Raw genomic sequence first — 19,694 nt, 5'->3', positions numbered from 1 at the left:
ACGCGCGAGGTGAGCACGGGATAGCTGATTTCCTGCCTGGCGCTCAGGCCGTTGATGGCGAGCTGCGCCTTGACGCTGTCCAGCTTGTCATCCTCGGCGAACAGCAGGAAGGGATTGCATTCGTTCTGCAGCCGGTCGGGCAGCAGCCAGCGGCTGTCCAGGTGGATCAGTTCGCGGCCCAGCACGGAGGGCAGCAGTGCGGGCTGCGGGCCGTCGTACATCACCACCGGTTTGCCGCGTGCGGCCGACACCACATCGGCGGGGATGGCGTTGAAGCCGAGCCCGGGATACAGCGCCCCCATCGTCGCCAGCCACAGCAGGGCGCTGCTCGCCGCCAGCGTTGAGCCGTCGCGCACCCGCCACCAGTACACGGTGTAGCCCAGCCAGATGATGAGCGTGACGATCGAGGCCGCATTGACGCCGTGGAACCACCACAGCATGCCGAGCAGCAGCCAGATCACCAGGCTGGCCACCAGCCAGCCGGCCACGCTCGCCACGCGCACGAAACGCAGGCCGGGGCGGTACAGCAAGGTGGCGCTGATCAGGCTCAGCGGCACCAGCGAGGCATACAGATAACGGCCGAAGGTCTTGATGAGCAAAAACGGCAGGAAGCTGATCAGCAGCCAGACCAGCAACAGCTTCACGTAGCGACTGAGGTCCGGTTCCAGCGACTCGCTTTGCCGCGGCCAGGCCAGGAACAGCGCCAGAAAGGTCCACGGCAGGCTGAGCTCGACCAGTCCGCCGATGGGGCGCAATGAGAAGTCGAAGAAATCGCGCGCCTTGAGTTCGTGCTGCAGCGTCGCCGTGCTGGCGCCGCCGAGCGCCTGATGCACGTACACGTACCAGGGCAGGGCGAGCAGCAGGAACAGCGCCGCCGCGATTGCGATCCACGGCCAGTGACGCGCCACGCGCTTGCGCAGGTCTTCTTCCATGAGCAACAGGGCGAGTGCACCCGAGCCCACCAGCACCAGGGCGATCGGTCCCTTGACCAGGAAGCCGGCGGCGGTGGCCACCGCGGCAAGCATGAGGGCGGCCGGACCCGCACCGTTGCGCCAGCGCAGCGCGAAATAAAGCGCCAGCGCGCTGAGCGCCGCGGTGGGAATGTCCAGCAACAGCATGCGCGCGCCGATGGCGATGCTCGCCGTGGACAGCATGATCAGTCCGGCCAGCAGGCTGTAGTGCAGGTCGCGCCGCATCTCCCAGGCGATCAGGGCGGTGGCCAGCACGAACAGCGCCGCGAACAGCACCGCTACGATGCGCGCGCTGGTCAGCGATACGCCGAACACGTCGTAGCTCGCCGCCGTGATCCAGTACAGCAGCGGCGGTTTCTTGATGCGCGGCTCGTTGTCCAGGCAGGGGATCAGCCAGTGGTCCTGTTCCACCATGCACATCGGTGTGCGCAGGCCCAGGTAGTACTCGTCCTTGGTGGTGACCGAGGTGACCTGGCCGATGCCGGGCGCGAACAGCACCACCGCGAGCACGAACAGGGCGGCGAACCACAGGGCGCGGCGTGCCGGCGTCGTGGCGTTGATGCGGGTGAGCCAGGTGTCGGATGTGTTCACGGCTGAAGGCATGAAGGAGTACCGCGCGATGATAGCGGCTGGGGCGCGGCGGGCCAAACACGGTGCGCCTGTGGCAGAATGTTCGGATGGATTACAGGAGTTGCATGAGATGAGTTCTTCGAACCGTCCCGAAGCCGGGGTCAAGCAGCGCGGCGCCGAGAAGATGGCGCGCATCCCGGTCAAGATCGAACCCCTGCAGCAGGTGGCGCGCAAGCCGCGCTGGATTCGCGCCAAATCGCATGCCGGCCCGGAGGTGCAGCGCCTCAAGCGCGTGCTGCGTGAGAACCGCCTGCACACCGTCTGCGAAGAGGCTGCCTGCCCGAACCTGGGCGAGTGCTTCGGGCACGGCACGGCGACCTTCATAATCATGGGGGATATCTGCACCCGTCGCTGCCCGTTCTGCGACGTGGCGCATGGCCGTCCCAATCCGCTGGACCCGGAAGAACCCGAGAACCTGGGGCGCACCATCGCGGCCATGGGCCTGCGCTACGTGGTGATCACCTCGGTGGACCGGGACGACCTGCGCGACGGCGGTGCCGGGCATTTCGTCGACTGCATCCGCAAGACGCGGCAATACAGCCCCGACATCCAGGTCGAGATCCTGGTGCCCGATTTTCGCGGGCGCATGGATGTGGCGCTGGCCCTGCTGCACGAGGCGCCGCCCGATGTGTTCAACCACAACCTGGAAACGGTGCCGCGTCTTTACCGCCAGGCCCGTCCCGGTTCCGATTACGAGTGGTCACTCGATCTGCTGGAACGCTTCAAGCAGGTCCACCCGAATGTGCCCTCCAAGTCCGGCATCATGCTCGGACTGGGCGAGACCATGGACGAGGTGGAGCAGGTGATGCGTGATCTGCGTGCACACGGGGTGGAGATGCTGACCCTGGGGCAGTACCTGCAGCCATCCCGTCATCACCTGCCGGTGGATCGTTTCGTGACGCCCGAGGAGTTCGACGCACTGCGTGAGCTGGGCGAGTCCATGGGCTTTACGCACGTCGCCAGCGGACCCATGGTGCGTTCTTCCTACCACGCCGACCAGCAGGCCGCCGGCGTTCTGTGATCTAGCACGCAGCGAACTGCCGCCGTGTGGTTCCGCCATCTGACCGAAACCCTGATCCTGCCGCCGGCCGGGCCGCTGCTGCTGGCTATCCTCGGTCTGTTGCTGACCCTGCGCTGGCGACGGACGGGCATGACCCTGGCCGCCGCCGGTATCGTCCTGGCCTGGCTGGCCAGCCTGCCCGTCGTGGTCTATCCGCTGGCCGGGCTCTGGTCATCTTCCACACCGCCGCTGACGAGCATCCCCACCGATGCCCAGGCTATCGTCGTGCTGGGTGCCGGGCGGCGCGATGCGCCGGAATACGGCGGCCAGACCCTCACCCCGAACGGCCTGCAGCGCGTGCGCTACGCGGCCTGGCTTGCGCGCCGCACCGGCCTGCCGGTGCTGACCAGCGGCGGCAGCGTGACGCCGGAATCGCAGTTGAGCGAGGCGGTCCTGATGCGCGAGGTGCTGGAACGGGATTTTCATGTACCGGTGCGCTGGGTGGAACAACTCAGCCATACCACCTGGCAGAACGCGCAGCTCACCGCATACATGCTCAAGCCCCTGGGGATCCGCCGCGTGCTGCTGGTCACCCAGGCCTGGCATATGCCGAGGGCGTTGTGGTCGTTCCGTAAGGCCGGCCTCGACCCCATCGCCGCGCCCACCGGCTTCGCCGGGCCGGATAGCCGGGAACAGGGATTATTGGGCTGGCTGCCGCAGGCGCGTGCCGCGCGCACCATGACCGAGCTGGCCCATGAGGTGCTGGGGCTGACCTGGTACCGCCTGCATTATTGAATTACTTCATCCCGCGCCGTGAGGCGATGCGATCGGCGAGACGCGTGGTCTCCGGCAGCCGGTAGCGGGGCGTGCAGGCCAGCACCAGACGGATCGCCGATTCCAGGCCGATGCGGTGTCCGGGCGAGACGAACACGGGCTTGATGGGCGGCGATGCCGAGACGGCGCGGGTGGGCGATGCCCTGGCCGTCGCAGATCAGCAGGTCCGGTGCCTGTTTCAATTTACCCAGGGCTTCCAGGACGGCCGGCAGTTCGCGGAACGACAGCAGGCCTGGCACGTAGGGAAAACGTGTCGGTTGTTCGGCGATGACCTGTTCCAGCGGTTCGAGCGTAGGGAACGCCAACACGACCACGGCGGCGCGGGTGATTTTACCGTTGTCCTTGAATCCGACATCCACCCCGGCCACCCGCTCGATGGGGCCGAAGTCGTCGTGCAGCACCACGCGTTCACGCAACTTCTCCTGTATCGCGCGGGCTTCCTGGGTATTGGTAGGCCAGTCGGTTTTCATGTGTGTGGGGGTGATGGGGTGGCCGGTTCAATGGCCTGTTTTTTCAAGCGCGGGTCGTGCTTGTCTTAAAACCCGCCGTGCACGCCCACGCCGATGCTGAAATATACCGGGATGCTCTTGTCCTTGGGCGGCCACAGATACAGGGACTGCGCTTCGATCACCGGGTAGCGGTAATCCACGTTGTCGATCTTGCGGGTTTCGATCCGGTCGACCTTGCCCACCACCGTCACCACTCGTCCGGCGGCATAGATGACGGGGTCGAGAAACCCCTGGCGCACGATCAGGAAACGGCCCAGCGTCGGTTCCTCCGACTTGGGGCGCAGGTCGTCGTCCAGGGGAAAGCTCAGCACCGTCAGCTCGGTGTCCTGCTTCAGATTCTGGGTGCTGATGATGACCCCGCCCCAGATCAGCGGACCGGCCGGCAGGGGACCGCCGCCTTCGCTCAGCACGTGCGGGGGCGGGACCGTGCTTGCGCTTTGCACCACCTCGTCCGGGAAAGGGGGCTTGGTGGCGCATCCGGCCAGCCAAAGCGTGGTCAGCAGGACGAAACCGAACCGCAGGGCCCGCTGCATGGACGACTGGGTTTTCACGCCACGGTCTCAGTGTCGGTCATGGTCATGGTAATAGGGCGGCCCATAGGGGCCGTAATAAGGCCAGTAGGGGTACCAGGGGCTCCACGGGTTGCACCAGGGATCGGTCCAGCACGGGTCGCGATAGGTCTCGGGGCGGGGCTCCGGCCAGAGATGCGGGGGGCCGGCCTGGAGCAGGGGGTAGGGATACTCGTAGTTGCCGATTTTTTCCCTGCGCAGGCCCTGGAGGTGGCCGGCGAAGGTGACCTCTCGGCCGGCCTTGTACAGCGCCGGGTCGTAGAATCCCTTCGAACAGGCGATGAAGCGTCCCTGCGCACGTTCACGTTCCAGCACGGGACGCGCGGTGCTGTCCAGTGGCAGGGCGAGCATTGTAAAGCAGGTCTGCCCCTGTTCCGGCTTGGTCTGGATGATGGTGCCGCCCCAGCGCACCGTCTGGCCGGTGGTCCTGGCGGCCATGGCCTGCTGCGGGGTCAGGTCGACATACGGGCCGGGAGGCTGGAGTTCGGGGGCGCTTGCGCAGCCACCGAGCAGCAGGACGGTGAACAGCAGCAGTCCGCCCAGTCGCCCCAGAGGGCCGGGCAACGGGATTTGGCGTGGTTGGCGCATTGCGGTCAGGCGGCGGAGATGCGCACCGGCATGCGCTTGGCGCCCCAGGTGCCGGGTTTTTCCTCGAACACGCCGGCCGCCTTGGTACCGCATTTGGGGCAGGCGCCGTCCGGGGTGAGGTTCCATTCACTGATGACGTACCAGTCGCGGCCGATGAGGCGGGTACCGCAGCTGTGGCAATAGGTGCTCTCGCCCGCCTCGTCGTGCACGTTGCCGGTATAGGCGTAGTGCACGCCGTTGTCGAGGGCGATCTGGCGCGCACGGGTCAGGGTGGCGGGCGGTGTCGAGGGATAGTCCATCATCTTCCAGTCGGGATGAAAGGCCGTGAAGTGCATGGGCACGTCCGGTCCGAGATTTTCGACCACCCATTGGGTCATCTCGTTCAATTCGGCCTCGGAATCGTTTTCGCCGGGGATGAGCAGGGTGGTCAGCTCGAACCACACATCGGTCTCGTGCTTGAGGTATTTCAGGGTGTCCAGCACCGGTTCGAGATGGCCGCCGCAGATCTTCCAGTAAAACCGCTCCGTGAAGCCTTTCAGGTCCACGTTGGCGGCGTCCATGTACTTGTAGAACTCGATGCGCGGTTCCGGGTTGATGTAGCCGGCCGTCACGGCTACCGACTTGATGCCCTTCTCGCGGCAGGCGATGGCGGTGTCGACCGCGTATTCCAGAAATATGACGGGGTCGTTATAGGTGTAGGCCACGCTGCGGCAACCCAGGCGTTCGGCCGTTTCCGCCAGCTGTTCCGGCGAGGCGGAATCCATCAGGCGGTCCATCTCCCGGGCCTTGCTCATGTCCCAGTTCTGGCAGAACTTGCAGGCCAGGTTGCACCCCGCGGTGCCGAAGGACAGCACCGGGGTGCCCGGCAGGAAGTGATTGAGCGGCTTTTTCTCGATCGGGTCCACGCAAAAGCCCGACGAGCGCCCGTAGCTCGTCAGCACGATTTCGTCGTGATAACGCCCGCGTACGAAGCACAGGCCTTCCTGGCCCTCGTGCAATTTGCACTCCCGAGGGCAGACGTCGCACTGGATACGGCCGTCGTCGAGGCGGTGCCAGTATTTGGTGGGGTGGAGCCCCTCTTGGGCTTGAATATTCATGGTTTCGTCAGAAAACCGTATCTATACTTCCATTACATTTACAGATAGTGCCTGTCAGGGTATTTTTCAATCATGCAGGACCTGCATGGAGCGCGTCTATAACCATAAATTAACAAAGGTCTTGCGCGAGCCACCGCCAAAGGAAAGAGGTATCACGGAGTCATGCAGATCAGACCTCCAGCCGTCGCCGGGATGTTCTATCCCGCGGACCCTACCGAGCTTCATCAAACCATACAGCACTTTTTGCGCGAGGCCGAAACCGACGAACTCCCCCCCAAGGCGATGATCGTTCCCCATGCGGGGTACATCTATTCGGGGCCGGTGGCCGCTTCGGCCTACGCCCGGCTGAAAAACCATCCCCAGCCGATCGAGCGGGTCGTGCTGCTGGGTCCGTCGCACCGGGTGGGGTTTTACGGGGTTGCGGCGCCCAGCGCCGAATATTTCGAGACGCCGCTGGGGCGCATCGAGGTCGACCGCGAGGCCATCGAGCAAATCGTGAAGCTCTCCGAGGTATTCGTGTTCGATCAGGCGCATAGCCTCGAACACAGCCTCGAAGTGCATCTGCCCTTTCTGCAGGAGACCCTGGGCAAGTTCAAGCTGGTGCCCCTGGTCGTGGGCAGCGCCACCGCCGACGAGGTGGGCATGGTCCTGGAGGCGCTCTGGGGCGGTCCGGAAACCCTGATCGTCATCAGCTCCGATCTCAGCCACTACCTCAGTTACGAAGAGGCGCGGCGTTTGGACCGCGTGACCACCGCGGCGATCGAGGCGCTGGATGCCCATGCCATCGGTGACGAACAGGCCTGCGGGCGCATCCCCATCCGGGGGCTGCTGCGGGTGGCGCGTCGGCACGGGCTGCAGGCCCACGCACTGGACGTGCGCAATTCCGGCGATACCGCCGGGCCCCGCGATCATGTAGTCGGATACGGCGCCTATGCATTCAAGTGAGTATGGGTCCGAGGAACGGGCTGCACTGCTGAAGATCGCGCGCAATTCAATCGAATACGGCCTGACCCATCGGCGGGCCCTGCCAATCAGTCCGGAGGACTACCCGGAGCATCTGCGCGAGGAACGCGCAAGCTTCGTGACCCTGAAACGCCACGATGCATTACGGGGCTGTGTCGGCGGTCTGGCGGCTTATGAGCCGCTGGTGGTCGACGTCTCCGATCATGCCTATCAGGCTGCCTTCGGCGATCCGCGGTTCCCCGTCGTGGAACGCCATGAACTGGCCGACCTGGAGATCGGCATCTCGGTGCTCAGCCGTTCCGAACCGCTGGAATTCAGCAGCGAGCAGGACCTGGTCGCGCAGCTGCGGCCCGGTGAGGACGGGCTCATTCTCGAGGACGGGTTGTATCGCGGTACCTTCCTGCCCAGCGTGTGGGAGCAGCTGCCGGAGCCGGGCGAGTTCCTGCGCCAGCTCAAGCAAAAGGCCGGCCTGATGCCGGATTACTGGTCGGACAGTTTGCGTGTGGAGCGGTATACCACGGAGCATTTTGTTTGAAGTTAGGTTTCGCGTGTGGGTGCTGACTAACTAACGTTGTTGGACTTGTTTCGCGCTTTTGAGGTTAGGATTTCTTTGCCTAACGCGTTCACACAGCGCGAGGTACTTTCTCTTGCGTGCCCAAGAGAAAGTACCCAAAGAGAAGGGCACCCCCACCGCCTTGGCCTTCGGCTTCCCTCACAACCACTGACTTGCGACGGGCACGGTTCAACGCACCTTCCCTGGTGCGATGAACCTCAGCCCGGCGTCCCTGCCGGGCTGGCCCTGCAAGCCACCGGCTGCTCGGCAAGGCGGGACGGGGTTTTTGGTGAGAGGTGAGACGTAAGGTGTGAGGAGGAATTCGGCGTTTCGTCTGTCACTGTTTCTCTTATCTCCTTACTCCTCACCCCTTGCTGATAATCTTTCCATCAAGTAACACAAACAATCCTGGCGAACGATACGCGTATCGAGCGTCAGCATGGACGGCATGCTCGGGCGGATGAGGGTGATATGGCCGTCGACGTGAGAGAAAAAACGATCGGTGACATCCTGTCCTTCCTCGTCGCGTGCCTCCAGCCTGGCCTGGCTGTCCGGCCGCAGCACGCCGAAGCGCGTGCCGACGGCAAGTTCACGGAAGTTGTAGTGGTCGATTTCAGCATCGAAGGCGATGTCCACCGCGCCGTGATCGAAGCTGAAGCTGAAGGGTTCTGGAACCTTGACCGTGGCGACGGTGTGGAACAGGTCGATGTCGTGGGCGGCCACGGGATGATCGGGTATCTCTGCCAGGTTCAGGCAGGCCTCGATGAATTCCGCGGCATGTTCTGCACCGGCGGCGACGCCGGGCTTGCCGCATTCCAGCGTGGTGGCCGGGCACAGTTCGGCGAGGGCCATGGACTGCACGCCGCGCGGCCGGATGAAGTAGACGACGGTGCGCCCGAACAACGAGGCCAGTTGCATGAAGCGGTCGTCGAGGTGGTTGATGCAGGCGTAATGCGGGTTGAGCCCGGTGTTGTTATGTACGTCGATGCTGGCGAAAATGTTTCGCTCGCGCATGATGTCGACCACCTCGGCCATCATGCGTCGCTCCGGGCTGTCCGGCGCATCGCCGCCCGGCCAGATCCGGTTGTAGTCGGGTTGGCCGTCCAGGGCGCGCAGGCCTTCCCTGGCCGCGCTCACATTGCCGAAAAATACCGACAGCGCCCGTGGCAGCGGTTGATCCGTGTAGCGGCGCAGTACGTGTTGGATGGCGGCCAGGCCGGCGTCCTCGTTGCCGTGCAGCAGCACGGATACGAACAGCGGTGCCTCCCGCCGTCCCGGTAGATGCATCAGGGTGGGGCCGGGCAGCACGGTGTGCAGCTCGCGCGCGCCGACCTCCAGCAGCCCGTCGGGAATTTCCTGGATCTGATTCAGTTTGGTCATCGCTTTGGTTGTAGATGTCATTTCTTGGGTGATGTTCACAAAGGCCAGCGATGTACCGGGACGTCACTACGCTGATTGTCGAGATAGGCCGCGCTCATTTGCACAATATCGTTGCCGTGGGTCAGCAGGTGGCGGCGTTGCCAGGCTGCGCCGTGCTGCCGTGTTTCCACCCGTTCGGCAATGATGTCGAGCCAGCGACCGGCATCCTCGTCATTCAGGCCGAGGCGGGCAAGTCCACGCCTTGCCAGGGGCAGCAGGGTTTGGGCGATCAGCCCGGCAGCGGTGTGCCGCTGTCCGTCGAGCCAGGTGAGCTGGGCGTCGAGGCTGTAGCGTGCGGCGCCGTAGAAATTGTCCTTGGCATGCGCGAAATCGATGTCGGGCTGATCCGTTTCGGTCTCGTCGACGAGTGCGGCGCACAAACCGTAAAAGAAGGCGGCATTGGCGATGCTGTCGGTGAGGGTCGGACCGGCGGGCACCACGCGCTGCTCGATACGGATGTGTGGTTCACCCTCGGCGCCGAAGCCGACCAGCGGGCGGTTCCAGCGCCAGATGGTGCCGTTGTGCAGGCGCAGGTGGGCGAGGTTGTCCGCGGGTTCGTCGATTTTGATCGGCAGCAGGACGGGAAAGTGATCCAGGTTTTCCTGAAAGCATTCAATGATCGAATGCTGCACGTAACCGGTGCCGAACCCGACCCGGCGGACCGGCCCACGCGCGGCACCGTCGAATCCGCCCAGCTCGACGGATTGTTCGAATACGGGAATCCGCGTCTCGTCCCACAGGTCCTTGCCGAACAGCAACGGGGAGTTGGCGCTCACGGCGACCAGCGGCGCCGAGGCCATGATGCTGGCGTTGTAATAACGATGCGCCTGTTGGGCCGGGACCTGGAGATGGATCTGAAACGAGGTGGTGGCGGATTCCATCATCACGTCGCGGTGTACGCACAGCAGGTGTTCGTGCCCCGTGATCTCCAGGCGCAGGGGGCGCCCTTCGCGATGTTTGAGGACCTGCGCGTTCAATGCCCGGTAGCGGTTCATGGGCGACATGTGGCGCTTGTCGAGATCGCTCTCGCGCAGGGTGGGCAGAATGCCGATCAGCATCAGATGAAGATCGAGGCCGCCCGCACAGGCCTCGGCACGCTGCCAGAGCGCGGCAAGGTCGGCGTGAAAGTCGCTCAAGGCGTGTCCGGCGAGCACGCGCGGCTGGTTGTTGAACTCCACGTTGAACTTGGCGAGTTCGGGTGTGGCCAGCGGCGTGTTAAGTGCCTCGAGAAATTCGGGATTGCGCGGGGCGGGACGCAGTCGCCCGTCCACCAGCCAGGCCTCGATCTCGAAGCCGCCGACCAGACTCCGGTCACGGAACCGTTCGCTTTCGAGCCAGGTTCGAAGCAGTGCGGTTTCTTCGCGCAGCCGATCGGCAAAGCGGGTGAAGTCCTGGGATGAAAACCGCGTTGCGCCGATCTCCTGCCCCACGCCTCATTCGTCCTCGTCGTCTTCTTCCTGAATGTCGTATTGTTCTTCGAGCAGGTCGCCCCATTGCTGTTCGTGCTTTTCGATGAACAACAGCAGGCGGTGCCGGAATTCGAGCAGGTCGCGCTCGAAGGCGGAAAAGTCCTCGCCGCCGTCGAGCACCTGGGCGGAGCGCTCCAGGCCGAGCAGAGCGTCGCGCAGATTCAGGCTGGCCGCCATGGCGCCCTTCACTCGCTCGCGGACCTGGGGGATCCAGTCGCGGTCGTTGACGACGGAGCGCATGCTCTCACCGGTTTCGAGCAGGCGTTTGCGCAGGCGCGGCACGGCACCGATCTTCTGGCTTTTGATGTCGCCCCACACGCTCAGATCGAGCAGATTCCGCCAGCGTTCGCGCAGGTCGGCGATCTGGGCCGGATCGAAGTCGAAGGAGCTGCGTACCGCAGAGTCTTCGAAAGCCAATGGTGAAACCCCCTGATGAAACAAGTCTAGCAGTTGCCGCCATGGGCGGTTTTTATGATTGTCGCACGTTGCCGCGGTGGCCTGAAGGCGGCGTCAGCCGCCGGCTTCACGGTCGCGTTGCCGTTCTTCCCAACGTACGACGGCGCTGCCGATGCTGCCGATGAACATGCCGCCGGATCCGATGATGAACAGCCAGACCCCGGCCCGTTCAAGCGAGGTCCACAAAAAGAACACGCTGCCGATCAGAAAGGCGAGATTGCCGGTCAGGCCGAGCGCAATGTGAATCCAGGGGAAGTCGCGCAGGAAGGCGCTGAATAAACGTAACGATGAGGGTGTGTCGGTTTTGCTGACTGCCATGGGAAATGATTGATCGCATCCTTTACCGGATTGGTCCGCTCGGGCGGATGCGAGTTCAGCCGGCGTACCGTGCCGGTCTTCAGCGCTGCGACAGCAGAGCGTCGAGTCGCTCGAGACGTTCCGGGGTGCCGATGTCCATCCAGGCGCCGCGGAAGTGTTCGCCGCTGACGCGCCCGGCCTGCATCGCCCCGCGCAACAGCGGCGCCAGCGGGAAGGTGCCCGGCCGGCATGCCGCAAACAGTTCGGGGCGATAAATGCCGATGCCGCTGAAGGTGAGAAGTGCCTGGCCGGTCTCGAGCACCCGGCCGTCGCGCAGCGCGAAATCGCCCTGAGGATGTTGGGGCGGATTGTCGACCAGCACCAGGTGGGCCAGGTCGTCTGGTGCCAGTCGCGGTGGTGGCAGGGGGTAGTCGGTATGGATGTCGCCGTTGACGACCAGGAAAGGGGCGTTGCCCAGCAGGGGCAGCGCGCGGTAAATACCGCCGCCGGTTTCCAGGGCCGTTTCACCTTCGTACGAATAACTGATGTGTACGCCGTAACGGCCGCCGTCGCCGAGGTAGTCGCTGATTTGCGCCCCGAGGTGCGCCGTGTTGATGACGATTTCGCACAGGCCGGCGGCGGCCAGTCGTTCCAGGTGGTATTCGATCAGGCAGCGTCCGCCGGCCTTGAGCAGCGGTTTCGGGGTGGTGTCGGTCAGCGGCCGCATGCGTTCGCCGCGGCCGGCGGCGAGGATCATGGCGCGCATGGTCAGGCCGGCTCGGTTGCGGGGATGATGCGCAGCGTGGCGGGCAGGTGCTCCTCGTACCAGGCGTGCACGGGTTCCAGCATCGGGTGGGCAAGCTCTTCGCCGAGCAGCCGCCACAGCCGGGGCATGTGGCGCAGGTAGTCAGGCTTGCCGTCGCGGTGCGCCAGGCGGGTGAAGATGCCGATGATCTTGGTGGTGCGCTGCGCGCCCAGCACCCAGTAGGCCGTTTCGAAACGGTCGTGGTCGAGTGACGGGAAGGCGGCGAGATAACGCGCCAGCATTTCCTTTTGCAGCGCATCAGGCACGTCGCGGCGGGCGTCGCGCAGCAGGGAGACCAGATCGTAGGCGGGCGAACCCAGCAGGGCGTCCTGGAAATCGAGCAGGCCGCAGGCCGCCACGCCCGCGCGTCCGGGCAGCACCATGAGGTTGTCCACATGATAGTCGCGCAGCACCAGGGTGCGGGGCAGGCTGTCCACGCCGGGCAGCACGCTCCGCCAGGCCGAGACGAAGCGCTGACGCGTCGTCTCGCCAGTGGGCCGGCCGGTGACGGCCGGCAGATACCAGTCGATCAGCAGGGAAGCTTCGCGCAGCAGCGCCGTCTCGTCGTAGGGCGGCAGGCCGGTGGCGAGGTCGGGCCGCCAGCGCTGCTGCAGGGCGATCAGGGTGTCCGTGGCCAGCCGGTAGAGGGCGGCCTCGTCGTGACCTTCCGCCAGGGCGCGGGTGAAGGTGCGGTCGCCGAGGTCCTCGAGCAGCAGAAAACCCTGCTCCGGCGCCGCCGCTTCGATGCGCGGGGCGCTCAGGTCAAGGGCGTGCAGCCGTTCGGCGATGGCGATGAAATCCTGCGGGCGTTCCCTGTCGGGCGGGGCGTCCATGGCGATCCAGGTCTTGTCTGCCTGACGCGCGCGGAAGTAACGCCGGAAGCTGGCGTCGGCCGAAGCGGGAATGAGTTCGAAATCGTCGGTGCGGAGCCGTTCGCTGAGCCAGCGTTGCAGGGCTTCGAGTCGCTCGGGCATGGGGTCGGGCGCGCTGAATCGTCGGGCGGACAGCATAGCATGCCGCACCGGGTGCCCCCGGTTCAGTGCAGGGACGGGCTTTCGCTTTTCAGCTGGATCAGGGTCTCGCGGATCTGGTCCGCGTCGTCCGCTTCGCGGGCGAGTTCCAGGTAATGCACGAGGTCGGTGCTGGCGGCCTGATAGCACTCCAGCGAGGCGAGTACGAGGCCGCGGTCGCGGTATTCGGTCGTCTGCGTCTCGTCCAGGGACAGCATGAGGTTCATCACCTCCAGCGCCTTGGGGAGTTCGTCCTTGGCAAGGTAAATACCTTTCAGGTTGCGCAGCAGGCGCATCACGATTTCGCGCGTGCTGGCGGCCTGCAGGAGGCTGCCCAGGTCGTCGACTTCGGTATCGAAGTACTCGCTGAGCATTTCCTCCAGGTCGTGTTCGTCGAGGCTGACCCCGCGGTTGAAGGGGTCGAGCACCACGGCATGGCGGTAGACGGGCAGTTTGACCAGAAAATGTCCAGGGAAGGAGACGCCTTCCAGCGGCAGGTCGATGCGCCGCCCGAGTTCGATGTAGACCACCGACAGGGTGATCGGAATACCGACCCTCCGGTCGATGACCTCGTTGATGAAGCTGTTGCGGGGGTCGTAGTAATCGTCGATGTTGCCGCTGAAGCCCTTCTCGTCGAACATGAAGTGGTTCAGGGTGCGCAGCCGGTCCTCGAGGCTGGGATTCTCGGGCAGCTGGCCCTTCAGCTCGACCGACCACTCGTCGATCAGGCGACGGTAATCGGTGGCCTTCAACCCCGGATATTCGCGCGCGGCGATGGCCAGCGCGGCGTCCAGCGGGCTGGTGGTCTGCTCCCGTTCCTTGAGCGCCGTGAGAACGTCCTGCTGATCGAAGGAGTTCATGTCACGATCAATCGGTTGCCTCATAACTGCAACATGACCCCAACCCGCCTTTTTTTCAAGTAGGGCGGGACAAGTGAGGGGAAAAGCGGGACCGGCGGTGCTTCAGGCCGAGAGGCGCTGGGCGGTCTGCAAATGGACTACGCGCGTCTCGATGCGGCCGTCCGGATACAGGTCCAGCCAGCGATAGGCGGGGGGCAGGGTGTCGATCACCAGCCGTTCCTGACGGGGCTTGAACTGGATACAGGTGGCCGGGGTGCCGAGCAGGCGTACCCCGTTGCGGGTGCTGTCCCAGTGCTGATGCACGTGCCCGAACATCACCGCCCGCACCTGCGGAAAGTGGTCCAGCACCGCGAACAGTTCGTCGGCGTTGCGCAGATTGATGGTGTCGATCCAGGGGCTGCCCATGTCGACCGGATGATGGTGCAGGGCGACCAGTGCATGCCGGGCCGGATGCCGGTCCAGGCATTCCTCCAGCAGGCTCAGTTCCGCTTCGTCGAGCCGTCCCCAGGGTTCGCCGGGCACGCTGCTGTCCAGCAGGATGATCAGCCAGTCGTCCCGTGAGATTACCTTGGGCGTCGAGGTGCGTTCCCCCTGCAGCAGGCTGGAGGCCAGTTCGGCGTCGTCGTGGTTGCCGGGCAGGCAGACCACCGGGGCGCAGGCCGATTCCAGCACCGGCAGCAGCCGTCCGTAGGCGGATTCCACCGGGTCCTGGGCCAGATCGCCGGTGGCGATGATCAGGTCCGCCCCGGCCTCGTTGTGCGCCACGACGTCCAGCACCTGCCTCAGGGTGGCGTCGGTGTTGACGCGCGTATGCAGGATGTCACCGGGCTCGGCACAGAAATGCAGATCCGTGATCTGTACCAGGTGCAAGGGGTTGTTCGATCCTGATTCAGCCATCGCTTCCTCTCGAGGCCAGACTTCGACGGGGGCGGATTATACCGATTCGAATATGAAGGCTGTTTGAAGCAGATCAAACGGCTGGATGAATCGGGGGGTGTCCGACCGTTCCCGAACGCCGAGCGGGCCGGTGGAGAAGTGCAGGGTTCATGAAATATTCACGAACTTACCCGCGCTCTTCCCCTCTATTTTTCGCGAAACAGCGTCGTGTGCTGTGTGTTTCCGACATTTTCTACTTTTACATCTTTACCACAGCGGTATCTCTACTGAGGAATTGACATTATGTTGTCTAAAAAATCCATTTCCGGGCGCTGGCTGCGCCAAGCTGCCATCGGCGTCGCCGCTGGCACGGTCCTGATGGCCTCCGGCATGGCATCGGCTTCGGTCAATGTGCTCGAAACCGGTTCCAGTCTGGTTTATCCCCTGTTCAACCTCTGGGTGCCGGCCTATGCCAGGCATCATGCCGACGTGCACATCACCACGGCCAGCACCGGCAGCGGTACCGGCCAGGCCCAGTCCATGCAGGGGCTGGCCCAGGTCGGCGCCTCCGACGCTTATCTGAGCAACGCGCAGATGAAGCGCAAGCCCAGCATGCTGAACATCCCGCTGGCGATTTCCAGCCAGATGGTGAACTACAACGTGCCCGGTCTGAACCATAAGCACCTCAAGCTGAGCGGCCCGGTGCTGGCTGACATCTATGCCGGCAAGATCACCGAGTGGGACGATGCGCGCATCGCCCGCATGAACCACGGTGTGCACCTGCCGCATCACCGGATCATCGCCGTGCATCGCAGCGACGGTTCCGGCGACAGCTTCATTTTCACCCAGTACCTGAGCAAGTCCACGCCCTGGTGGTCGAAGAAATACAGCTACGGCACCTCGGTGAGCTGGGCGCCCGTGCAGGGGAGCATCGGTGCGGAAGGCAATTCCGGCATGGTCGACGCGCTGAAGAACAACTCCTACTCCATCGCCTATATCGGCATCAGCTACAAGCAGCAGATCAACGCTGCGCACCTGGGTGAGGCGCGTCTGAAGAACCGGGACGGCCACTTCGTGCTGCCGACCGTGCGTACCGTGAAGGCCGCCGCGGCGTCCATGGTGCCGAAGACCCCCGCCGACCAGCGCATCAGCCTGATCTTCGCGCCCGGCAAGTACAGCTATCCGATCATCAACTACGAGTACGCCCTGGTGGACAGCCAGCAGCCCTCCAAGGAAATGGCTGACAACCTGCGTACCCTGCTGAGCTGGGCGATTTCGTCGCGCGGTGGCAATGCCGAACACTTCATGAAGAAGGTTCATTTCGTGCCGCTGCCGAGCAGCGTCGCCAAGCTGTCGCGTGCGCAGATCGAAAAGATTCACGCTTAAGTTGGAACGAGTCTATTTGCCTTCGGTCTGATTGAAGGCATTGACAGGACGGCGGGCGGAACTCTGTGGCGCTCGCCGTCCATTCTTTTCCTTGGATGCAAATACGCGTGTCAACTTTTCGTCTGGGTCTGAGCGCCGTTGCTGCGCTGTTGCCGTTGTCGCTGCTGGCGATCATCGTCTTTTTGATGATCTACGCCTGGCCGGCAATCCAGTTCAACGGTTTCGGGTTCCTGTTTCACAACAGCTGGAACCTCGGCAACATGTACAACGACCCGGTTACCGTGCACGGTACCGAGGTCCTGCCCAACGCCAATTACGGTGTCCTGTTCCTGGTCGCGGGCACGCTGTTGTCATCGCTGGTCGCCATCGTGATCGCCCTGCCCATGGGTGTGCTGTCGGCCATCTTCCTGGCCGAGGCGGTGCGCGGCCCGCTGCGGGAGGCGTCCTCGTTTCTGGTCGAACTGCTCGCGGCCGTTCCCAGCGTGGTGTACGGGCTGTGGGGCTACGTCGCATTGATCCCGCTGCTTTCGCATCACGTTTACCCGGTGCTCGAGAAAATACTCGGACCGGTATTTCCCTTTTTCCGCGGTCCGACCGGCAGCGGTTACGGACTGCTCACCTCGGGCATCGTACTCAGCTTCATGATCGTGCCGCTGATCACCGCCACGCTGCGTGATGCCCTGGTGGCGACACCGATTGCCCTGCGCGAATCCGGTGTCAGCCTCGGCGCGACGCGCTTCGAGGTGATTCTCCGTGTGTTGTTGCCCGGGCTGCACCGCGTCCTGGTGGGCGCGACCATCCTGGCCCTGGGGCGCGCCCTGGGCGAGACCATGGCGGTGTTGATGGTCAGCGGCAACGCCCTCAACTACGTGCCCAAGAATATCTACGATCCCATCTCCACCATGGCGGCCTTCATCGCCTCGCAGCTCGACAGTGCTCTGCAGGATCCCACCGGCATGGCGGTGCGTGCGCTGGCCGAGATTGCGCTGCTGCTGATGGTGATCTCGGTCGTGGTCAACGCCGCGGCACGTCTGGTGCTGTGGTTCGCCGGAGGCCGGAAATGAGCGCTTCCGCCGACGTGCTCAATCCCGCAGGCGCCACGCGCCGCGTGAGTTTTTCCCGCCGGCGCCTGACGTCCTGGCTGGGCTGGGGGCTGGCCGGTTTCGCCTTCGCCGTGCTCGGCCTGGTGCTGTTGTACCTGTTGGTGTTCGTAATGCTGCGCGGTGGCGCGAGCATTCACCTCAAGACCTTCGTCGAGGATACGCAAGGCATCTCGGGCGGGCTGCGCAATGCCATCGTGGGCTCCCTGGCCATCTCGGGCGGGGCCCTGTTCGTCGCGGCGCCGGTCGGGATCTCCGCCGGCGTGTATCTGGCCGAGTACGGAGACGGCTGGCTCGGCATGGTGGGGCGGTTTTTGTCCGATGTTCTGGTGGGCGTGCCGTCCATCGTGCTCGGTTACTTCGGTTACATCACCATGGTGATCGGCTTCGGCTGGCGCTTTTCGCTCGCGGCCGGTTCGCTGACGCTGGCCATCATGATGCTGCCTTATATTGCGCGTACCACCGAGCTGGCCTTGCGCCAGATTCCCCACAATATCCGCGAAGCGGCCTACGGCCTGGGCAGCTCGGAGCGCCGGGTGATTCTGCGCGTGCTGTTGCCGGCCGCCCTGATGCCCGTGTTGACCGGCGTGCTGCTCGCGCTGGCCATCGCGCTGGGCGAGACGGCGCCGCTGCTCTATACCGCGGGCTGGTCGAACTATCTCTGGAGCGGGCACCTGACCCACGAAGGCGTGGGTTATCTGACCTACGTGATCTGGAGCTTTATCAGCGAACCCTATGCCTCCGCGCATCGTCTGGCCTATGCCGCGGCGTTGCTGATCACGCTGATGGTGCTGGCCATCAATCTGCTGGCACGCACCATGCTCAAGCGCCGTCGCTGACGAACGATTGGCATCCCTGCACGCGCACGGGGCGGCGGGTTGACAGCCTCGACCCCAGCCTAGAACCTATCCCGTCAAACCGTACCACCTGGGGGGAGTGTGTCATGAGTCCTGCGGATCCCGAAGAGTTCGATCCCAACGCCACGAGAATCTACGTACCGCCGGCCGGAAAAACCCTGGAAGACGGGGTCAGCGGCAACTACGACTTCAATGTCGAAGATATCCTTGCCGAAGGCTTTCGCCTCACTAGAGGCATGAAAGGCTCATATTGGGCGGCGGCAGCGTTGTACATTCTGGTCGTTGCCGCCGTAGCTTTGTTATTGGCCGGGGCCCTGGCCGTGCTGGGCGTGCCGCAGGAGGGTCTGCTCGGCTTTGTCATTCGGGAGTTAGTGATGACCGTGGTGGCGGCTCCCTTCATAGCCGGTTTTCTGATGATGGGCATTCGCCGTGCCGTGGACCTGCCGATCTCAATGGATACGGCCTTTGCTTATTTCGGTTTTGCTGTACCCATCATTATCGTGGCCATTCTCAAGTTGGTGTTGATTACCGTGGCCTTTTTCCTGCTCATCCTGCCGGCAATATATCTGTATGTTGCCTACATGCTGGCCGTGCCGTTGGTCGTGGAAAAAGGCCTGAGTCCGTGGCGCGCCATGGAGGCCTCGCGCCGCGCCATCACCAGGCACTGGTTCAAGGTGTTTTTCCTGATGCTGGCCATGACTCTCATCCTGTCGGTCAGCGCAATCCCCTTCGGTATCGGCCTGATCTGGACCTGTCCCATGATGGTGGCGGTGATGGGCGTGCTGTACCGCGAAGTGTTCGGCGTGGAAGATGCGCTGATGGCGCAGGCCCTCGCCTGATCCGCCCGGCGGCACCGCATGTCCGTACGCACCCTCACCATGACCGACCCGCTGTACGACTATTTGCTGCGGGTCTCGGTGCGGGAACCTGAGCTGCTGGCCCGGTTGCGCGCCGAAACCGCCGAACTGCCCGAGGCGCGCATGCAGATCTCGCCCGAGCAGGGTCAGCTCATGGGCCTGCTGGTGGAGCTGCTCGGCGTGTGCCGGGCGGTCGAGGTGGGCACCTTCACCGGCTACAGCGCCCTGTGCATGGCGCAGGCCATGCCGGCCGACGGCCGCCTGGTGTGCTGCGACGTGAGCCGGCGCTGGACCGACATCGCGCGCCGCTACTGGCGCGAGGCAGGCCTGGACGACCGCATCGAGCTGCACCGTGCACCCGCCATCGAGACCCTGGACCGGCTGCTCGCCGAGGGCGGGGCGGGGCAGTTCGACTTCGCCTTTATCGACGCCGACAAGGCCGGCTACCTGGACTATTACGAACGTTGTCTGACCTTGGTGCGGCGCGGCGGCCTGGTCGCCCTGGACAACACCCTGTGGGGCGGATCGGTCGCCGACCCCGAAGACCAGAGCGAGGATACCCGGGCGATCCGCGAGCTGAACGAGCGG

General features: G+C 64.2%; 21 protein-coding genes and 1 pseudogene. 9 read left to right on the top strand and 13 right to left on the bottom strand.

The features are described 5' to 3' along the window. Nucleotides 1–1,562: glycosyltransferase family 39 protein (locus tag P8Y64_09280; GenBank protein ID MEJ2060662.1), on the bottom strand; the 1,562-nt coding region annotated here is incomplete at its 3' end. 109 nt (nt 1,563–1,671) lie between these two features. Here P8Y64_09280 and lipA point away from each other — a divergent pair. Then, nucleotides 1,672–2,622, top strand: a complete 951-nt coding sequence (gene lipA / locus P8Y64_09275) for a lipoyl synthase (protein MEJ2060661.1) — start codon at nt 1,672–1,674, stop codon at nt 2,620–2,622. Between the two features lie 24 nt (nt 2,623–2,646). Beyond that, on the top strand, nt 2,647–3,396 hold the full coding sequence (locus P8Y64_09270) for a YdcF family protein (GenBank protein MEJ2060660.1): 750 nt from the start codon (nt 2,647–2,649) through the stop codon (nt 3,394–3,396). Between the two features lies 1 nt (nt 3,397). Here P8Y64_09270 and P8Y64_09265 read toward each other — a convergent pair. The 4 genes and pseudogenes from P8Y64_09265 to amrS all read right to left on the bottom strand — a co-directional run bounded on the left by P8Y64_09265 (nt 3,398) and on the right by amrS (nt 6,198). Next, nucleotides 3,398–3,905: pseudogene (locus P8Y64_09265) on the bottom strand (endonuclease V). Between the two features lie 65 nt (nt 3,906–3,970). After that, entirely contained in the window at nt 3,971–4,495 is a 525-nt protein-coding gene (locus P8Y64_09260; protein ID MEJ2060659.1) for a Slp family lipoprotein, read from the bottom strand. 9 nt (nt 4,496–4,504) lie between these two features. After that, nucleotides 4,505–5,101, bottom strand: coding sequence for a Slp family lipoprotein (locus tag P8Y64_09255; protein ID MEJ2060658.1), 597 nt, complete (start codon nt 5,099–5,101; stop codon nt 4,505–4,507). Between the two features lie 5 nt (nt 5,102–5,106). Next, complete coding sequence (gene amrS, locus P8Y64_09250) at nt 5,107–6,198, bottom strand: AmmeMemoRadiSam system radical SAM enzyme (protein ID MEJ2060657.1); 1,092 nt, start codon at nt 6,196–6,198, stop codon at nt 5,107–5,109. Between the two features lie 162 nt (nt 6,199–6,360). On the opposite strand from amrS, the gene amrB reads away from it, so the two are divergent. Then, on the top strand, nt 6,361–7,143 hold the full coding sequence (amrB, locus tag P8Y64_09245; protein ID MEJ2060656.1) for an AmmeMemoRadiSam system protein B: 783 nt from the start codon (nt 6,361–6,363) through the stop codon (nt 7,141–7,143). Then, nucleotides 7,130–7,696, top strand: coding sequence for an AmmeMemoRadiSam system protein A (gene amrA, locus P8Y64_09240; protein MEJ2060655.1), 567 nt, complete (start codon nt 7,130–7,132; stop codon nt 7,694–7,696). Before amrB ends, amrA begins: the two co-directional genes overlap by 14 nt. 375 nt (nt 7,697–8,071) lie before the next feature. On the opposite strand, the gene P8Y64_09235 is transcribed toward amrA, so the two are convergent. The 8 genes from P8Y64_09235 to cpdA all read right to left on the bottom strand — a co-directional run bounded on the left by P8Y64_09235 (nt 8,072) and on the right by cpdA (nt 14,927). After that, nucleotides 8,072–9,094: a M14 family metallopeptidase gene (locus P8Y64_09235; GenBank protein ID MEJ2060654.1), complete on the bottom strand. Its 1,023-nt coding sequence runs from the start codon at nt 9,092–9,094 to the stop codon at nt 8,072–8,074. Nucleotides 9,095–9,129: 35 nt separating this feature from the next. Then, nucleotides 9,130–10,563: a glutamate--cysteine ligase gene (locus tag P8Y64_09230; GenBank protein ID MEJ2060653.1), complete on the bottom strand. Its 1,434-nt coding sequence runs from the start codon at nt 10,561–10,563 to the stop codon at nt 9,130–9,132. Nucleotides 10,564–10,566: 3 nt separating this feature from the next. Further along, the gene (locus P8Y64_09225; protein MEJ2060652.1) at nt 10,567–11,019 is read right to left on the bottom strand and encodes a hypothetical protein; all 453 of its coding nucleotides are present in this window, start codon (nt 11,017–11,019) and stop codon (nt 10,567–10,569) included. Nucleotides 11,020–11,112: 93 nt separating this feature from the next. Beyond that, nucleotides 11,113–11,376 carry a YrhK family protein gene (locus P8Y64_09220; GenBank protein MEJ2060651.1) on the bottom strand — a complete coding sequence of 88 codons (264 nt, stop codon included), beginning with the start codon at nt 11,374–11,376 and terminating at the stop codon, nt 11,113–11,115. Nucleotides 11,377–11,455: 79 nt separating this feature from the next. Next, nucleotides 11,456–12,121: a nucleotidyltransferase family protein gene (locus P8Y64_09215; protein MEJ2060650.1), complete on the bottom strand. Its 666-nt coding sequence runs from the start codon at nt 12,119–12,121 to the stop codon at nt 11,456–11,458. A 2-nt stretch (nt 12,122–12,123) separates the two neighbouring features. Then, nucleotides 12,124–13,170, bottom strand: coding sequence for a phosphotransferase (locus tag P8Y64_09210; GenBank protein ID MEJ2060649.1), 1,047 nt, complete (start codon nt 13,168–13,170; stop codon nt 12,124–12,126). Nucleotides 13,171–13,196: 26 nt separating this feature from the next. Continuing rightward, nucleotides 13,197–14,030, bottom strand: coding sequence for a tetratricopeptide repeat protein (locus P8Y64_09205; protein MEJ2060648.1), 834 nt, complete (start codon nt 14,028–14,030; stop codon nt 13,197–13,199). Between the two features lie 102 nt (nt 14,031–14,132). Further along, nucleotides 14,133–14,927 carry a 3',5'-cyclic-AMP phosphodiesterase gene (cpdA, locus tag P8Y64_09200; protein MEJ2060647.1) on the bottom strand — a complete coding sequence of 265 codons (795 nt, stop codon included), beginning with the start codon at nt 14,925–14,927 and terminating at the stop codon, nt 14,133–14,135. Nucleotides 14,928–15,209: 282 nt separating this feature from the next. Here cpdA and pstS point away from each other — a divergent pair, with 282 nt between their 5' ends. The 5 genes from pstS to P8Y64_09175 all read left to right on the top strand — a co-directional run. Continuing rightward, nucleotides 15,210–16,292, top strand: a complete 1,083-nt coding sequence (gene pstS / locus P8Y64_09195) for a phosphate ABC transporter substrate-binding protein PstS (GenBank protein ID MEJ2060646.1) — start codon at nt 15,210–15,212, stop codon at nt 16,290–16,292. 101 nt (nt 16,293–16,393) lie between these two features. Next, a complete protein-coding gene (gene pstC / locus P8Y64_09190; protein MEJ2060645.1) occupies nt 16,394–17,356 on the top strand; it encodes a phosphate ABC transporter permease subunit PstC in 963 nt (320 codons plus the stop codon). Beyond that, the gene (pstA, locus tag P8Y64_09185) at nt 17,353–18,231 is read left to right on the top strand and encodes a phosphate ABC transporter permease PstA (protein MEJ2060644.1); all 879 of its coding nucleotides are present in this window, start codon (nt 17,353–17,355) and stop codon (nt 18,229–18,231) included. Before pstC ends, pstA begins: the two co-directional genes overlap by 4 nt. Before the next feature lie 104 nt (nt 18,232–18,335). Next, the gene (locus tag P8Y64_09180; protein ID MEJ2060643.1) at nt 18,336–19,088 is read left to right on the top strand and encodes a hypothetical protein; all 753 of its coding nucleotides are present in this window, start codon (nt 18,336–18,338) and stop codon (nt 19,086–19,088) included. 18 nt (nt 19,089–19,106) lie between these two features. Next, a partial coding sequence (locus P8Y64_09175; GenBank protein MEJ2060642.1) for a class I SAM-dependent methyltransferase occupies nt 19,107–19,694 on the top strand: 588 nt, incomplete at its 3' end.

The organism is Gammaproteobacteria bacterium, assembly GCA_037388465.1.
In the GTDB taxonomy this organism is placed as follows: domain Bacteria; phylum Pseudomonadota; class Gammaproteobacteria; order SpSt-1174; family SpSt-1174; genus JARRKE01.
This window is presented reverse-complemented; position numbering and strand designations above follow the sequence as displayed.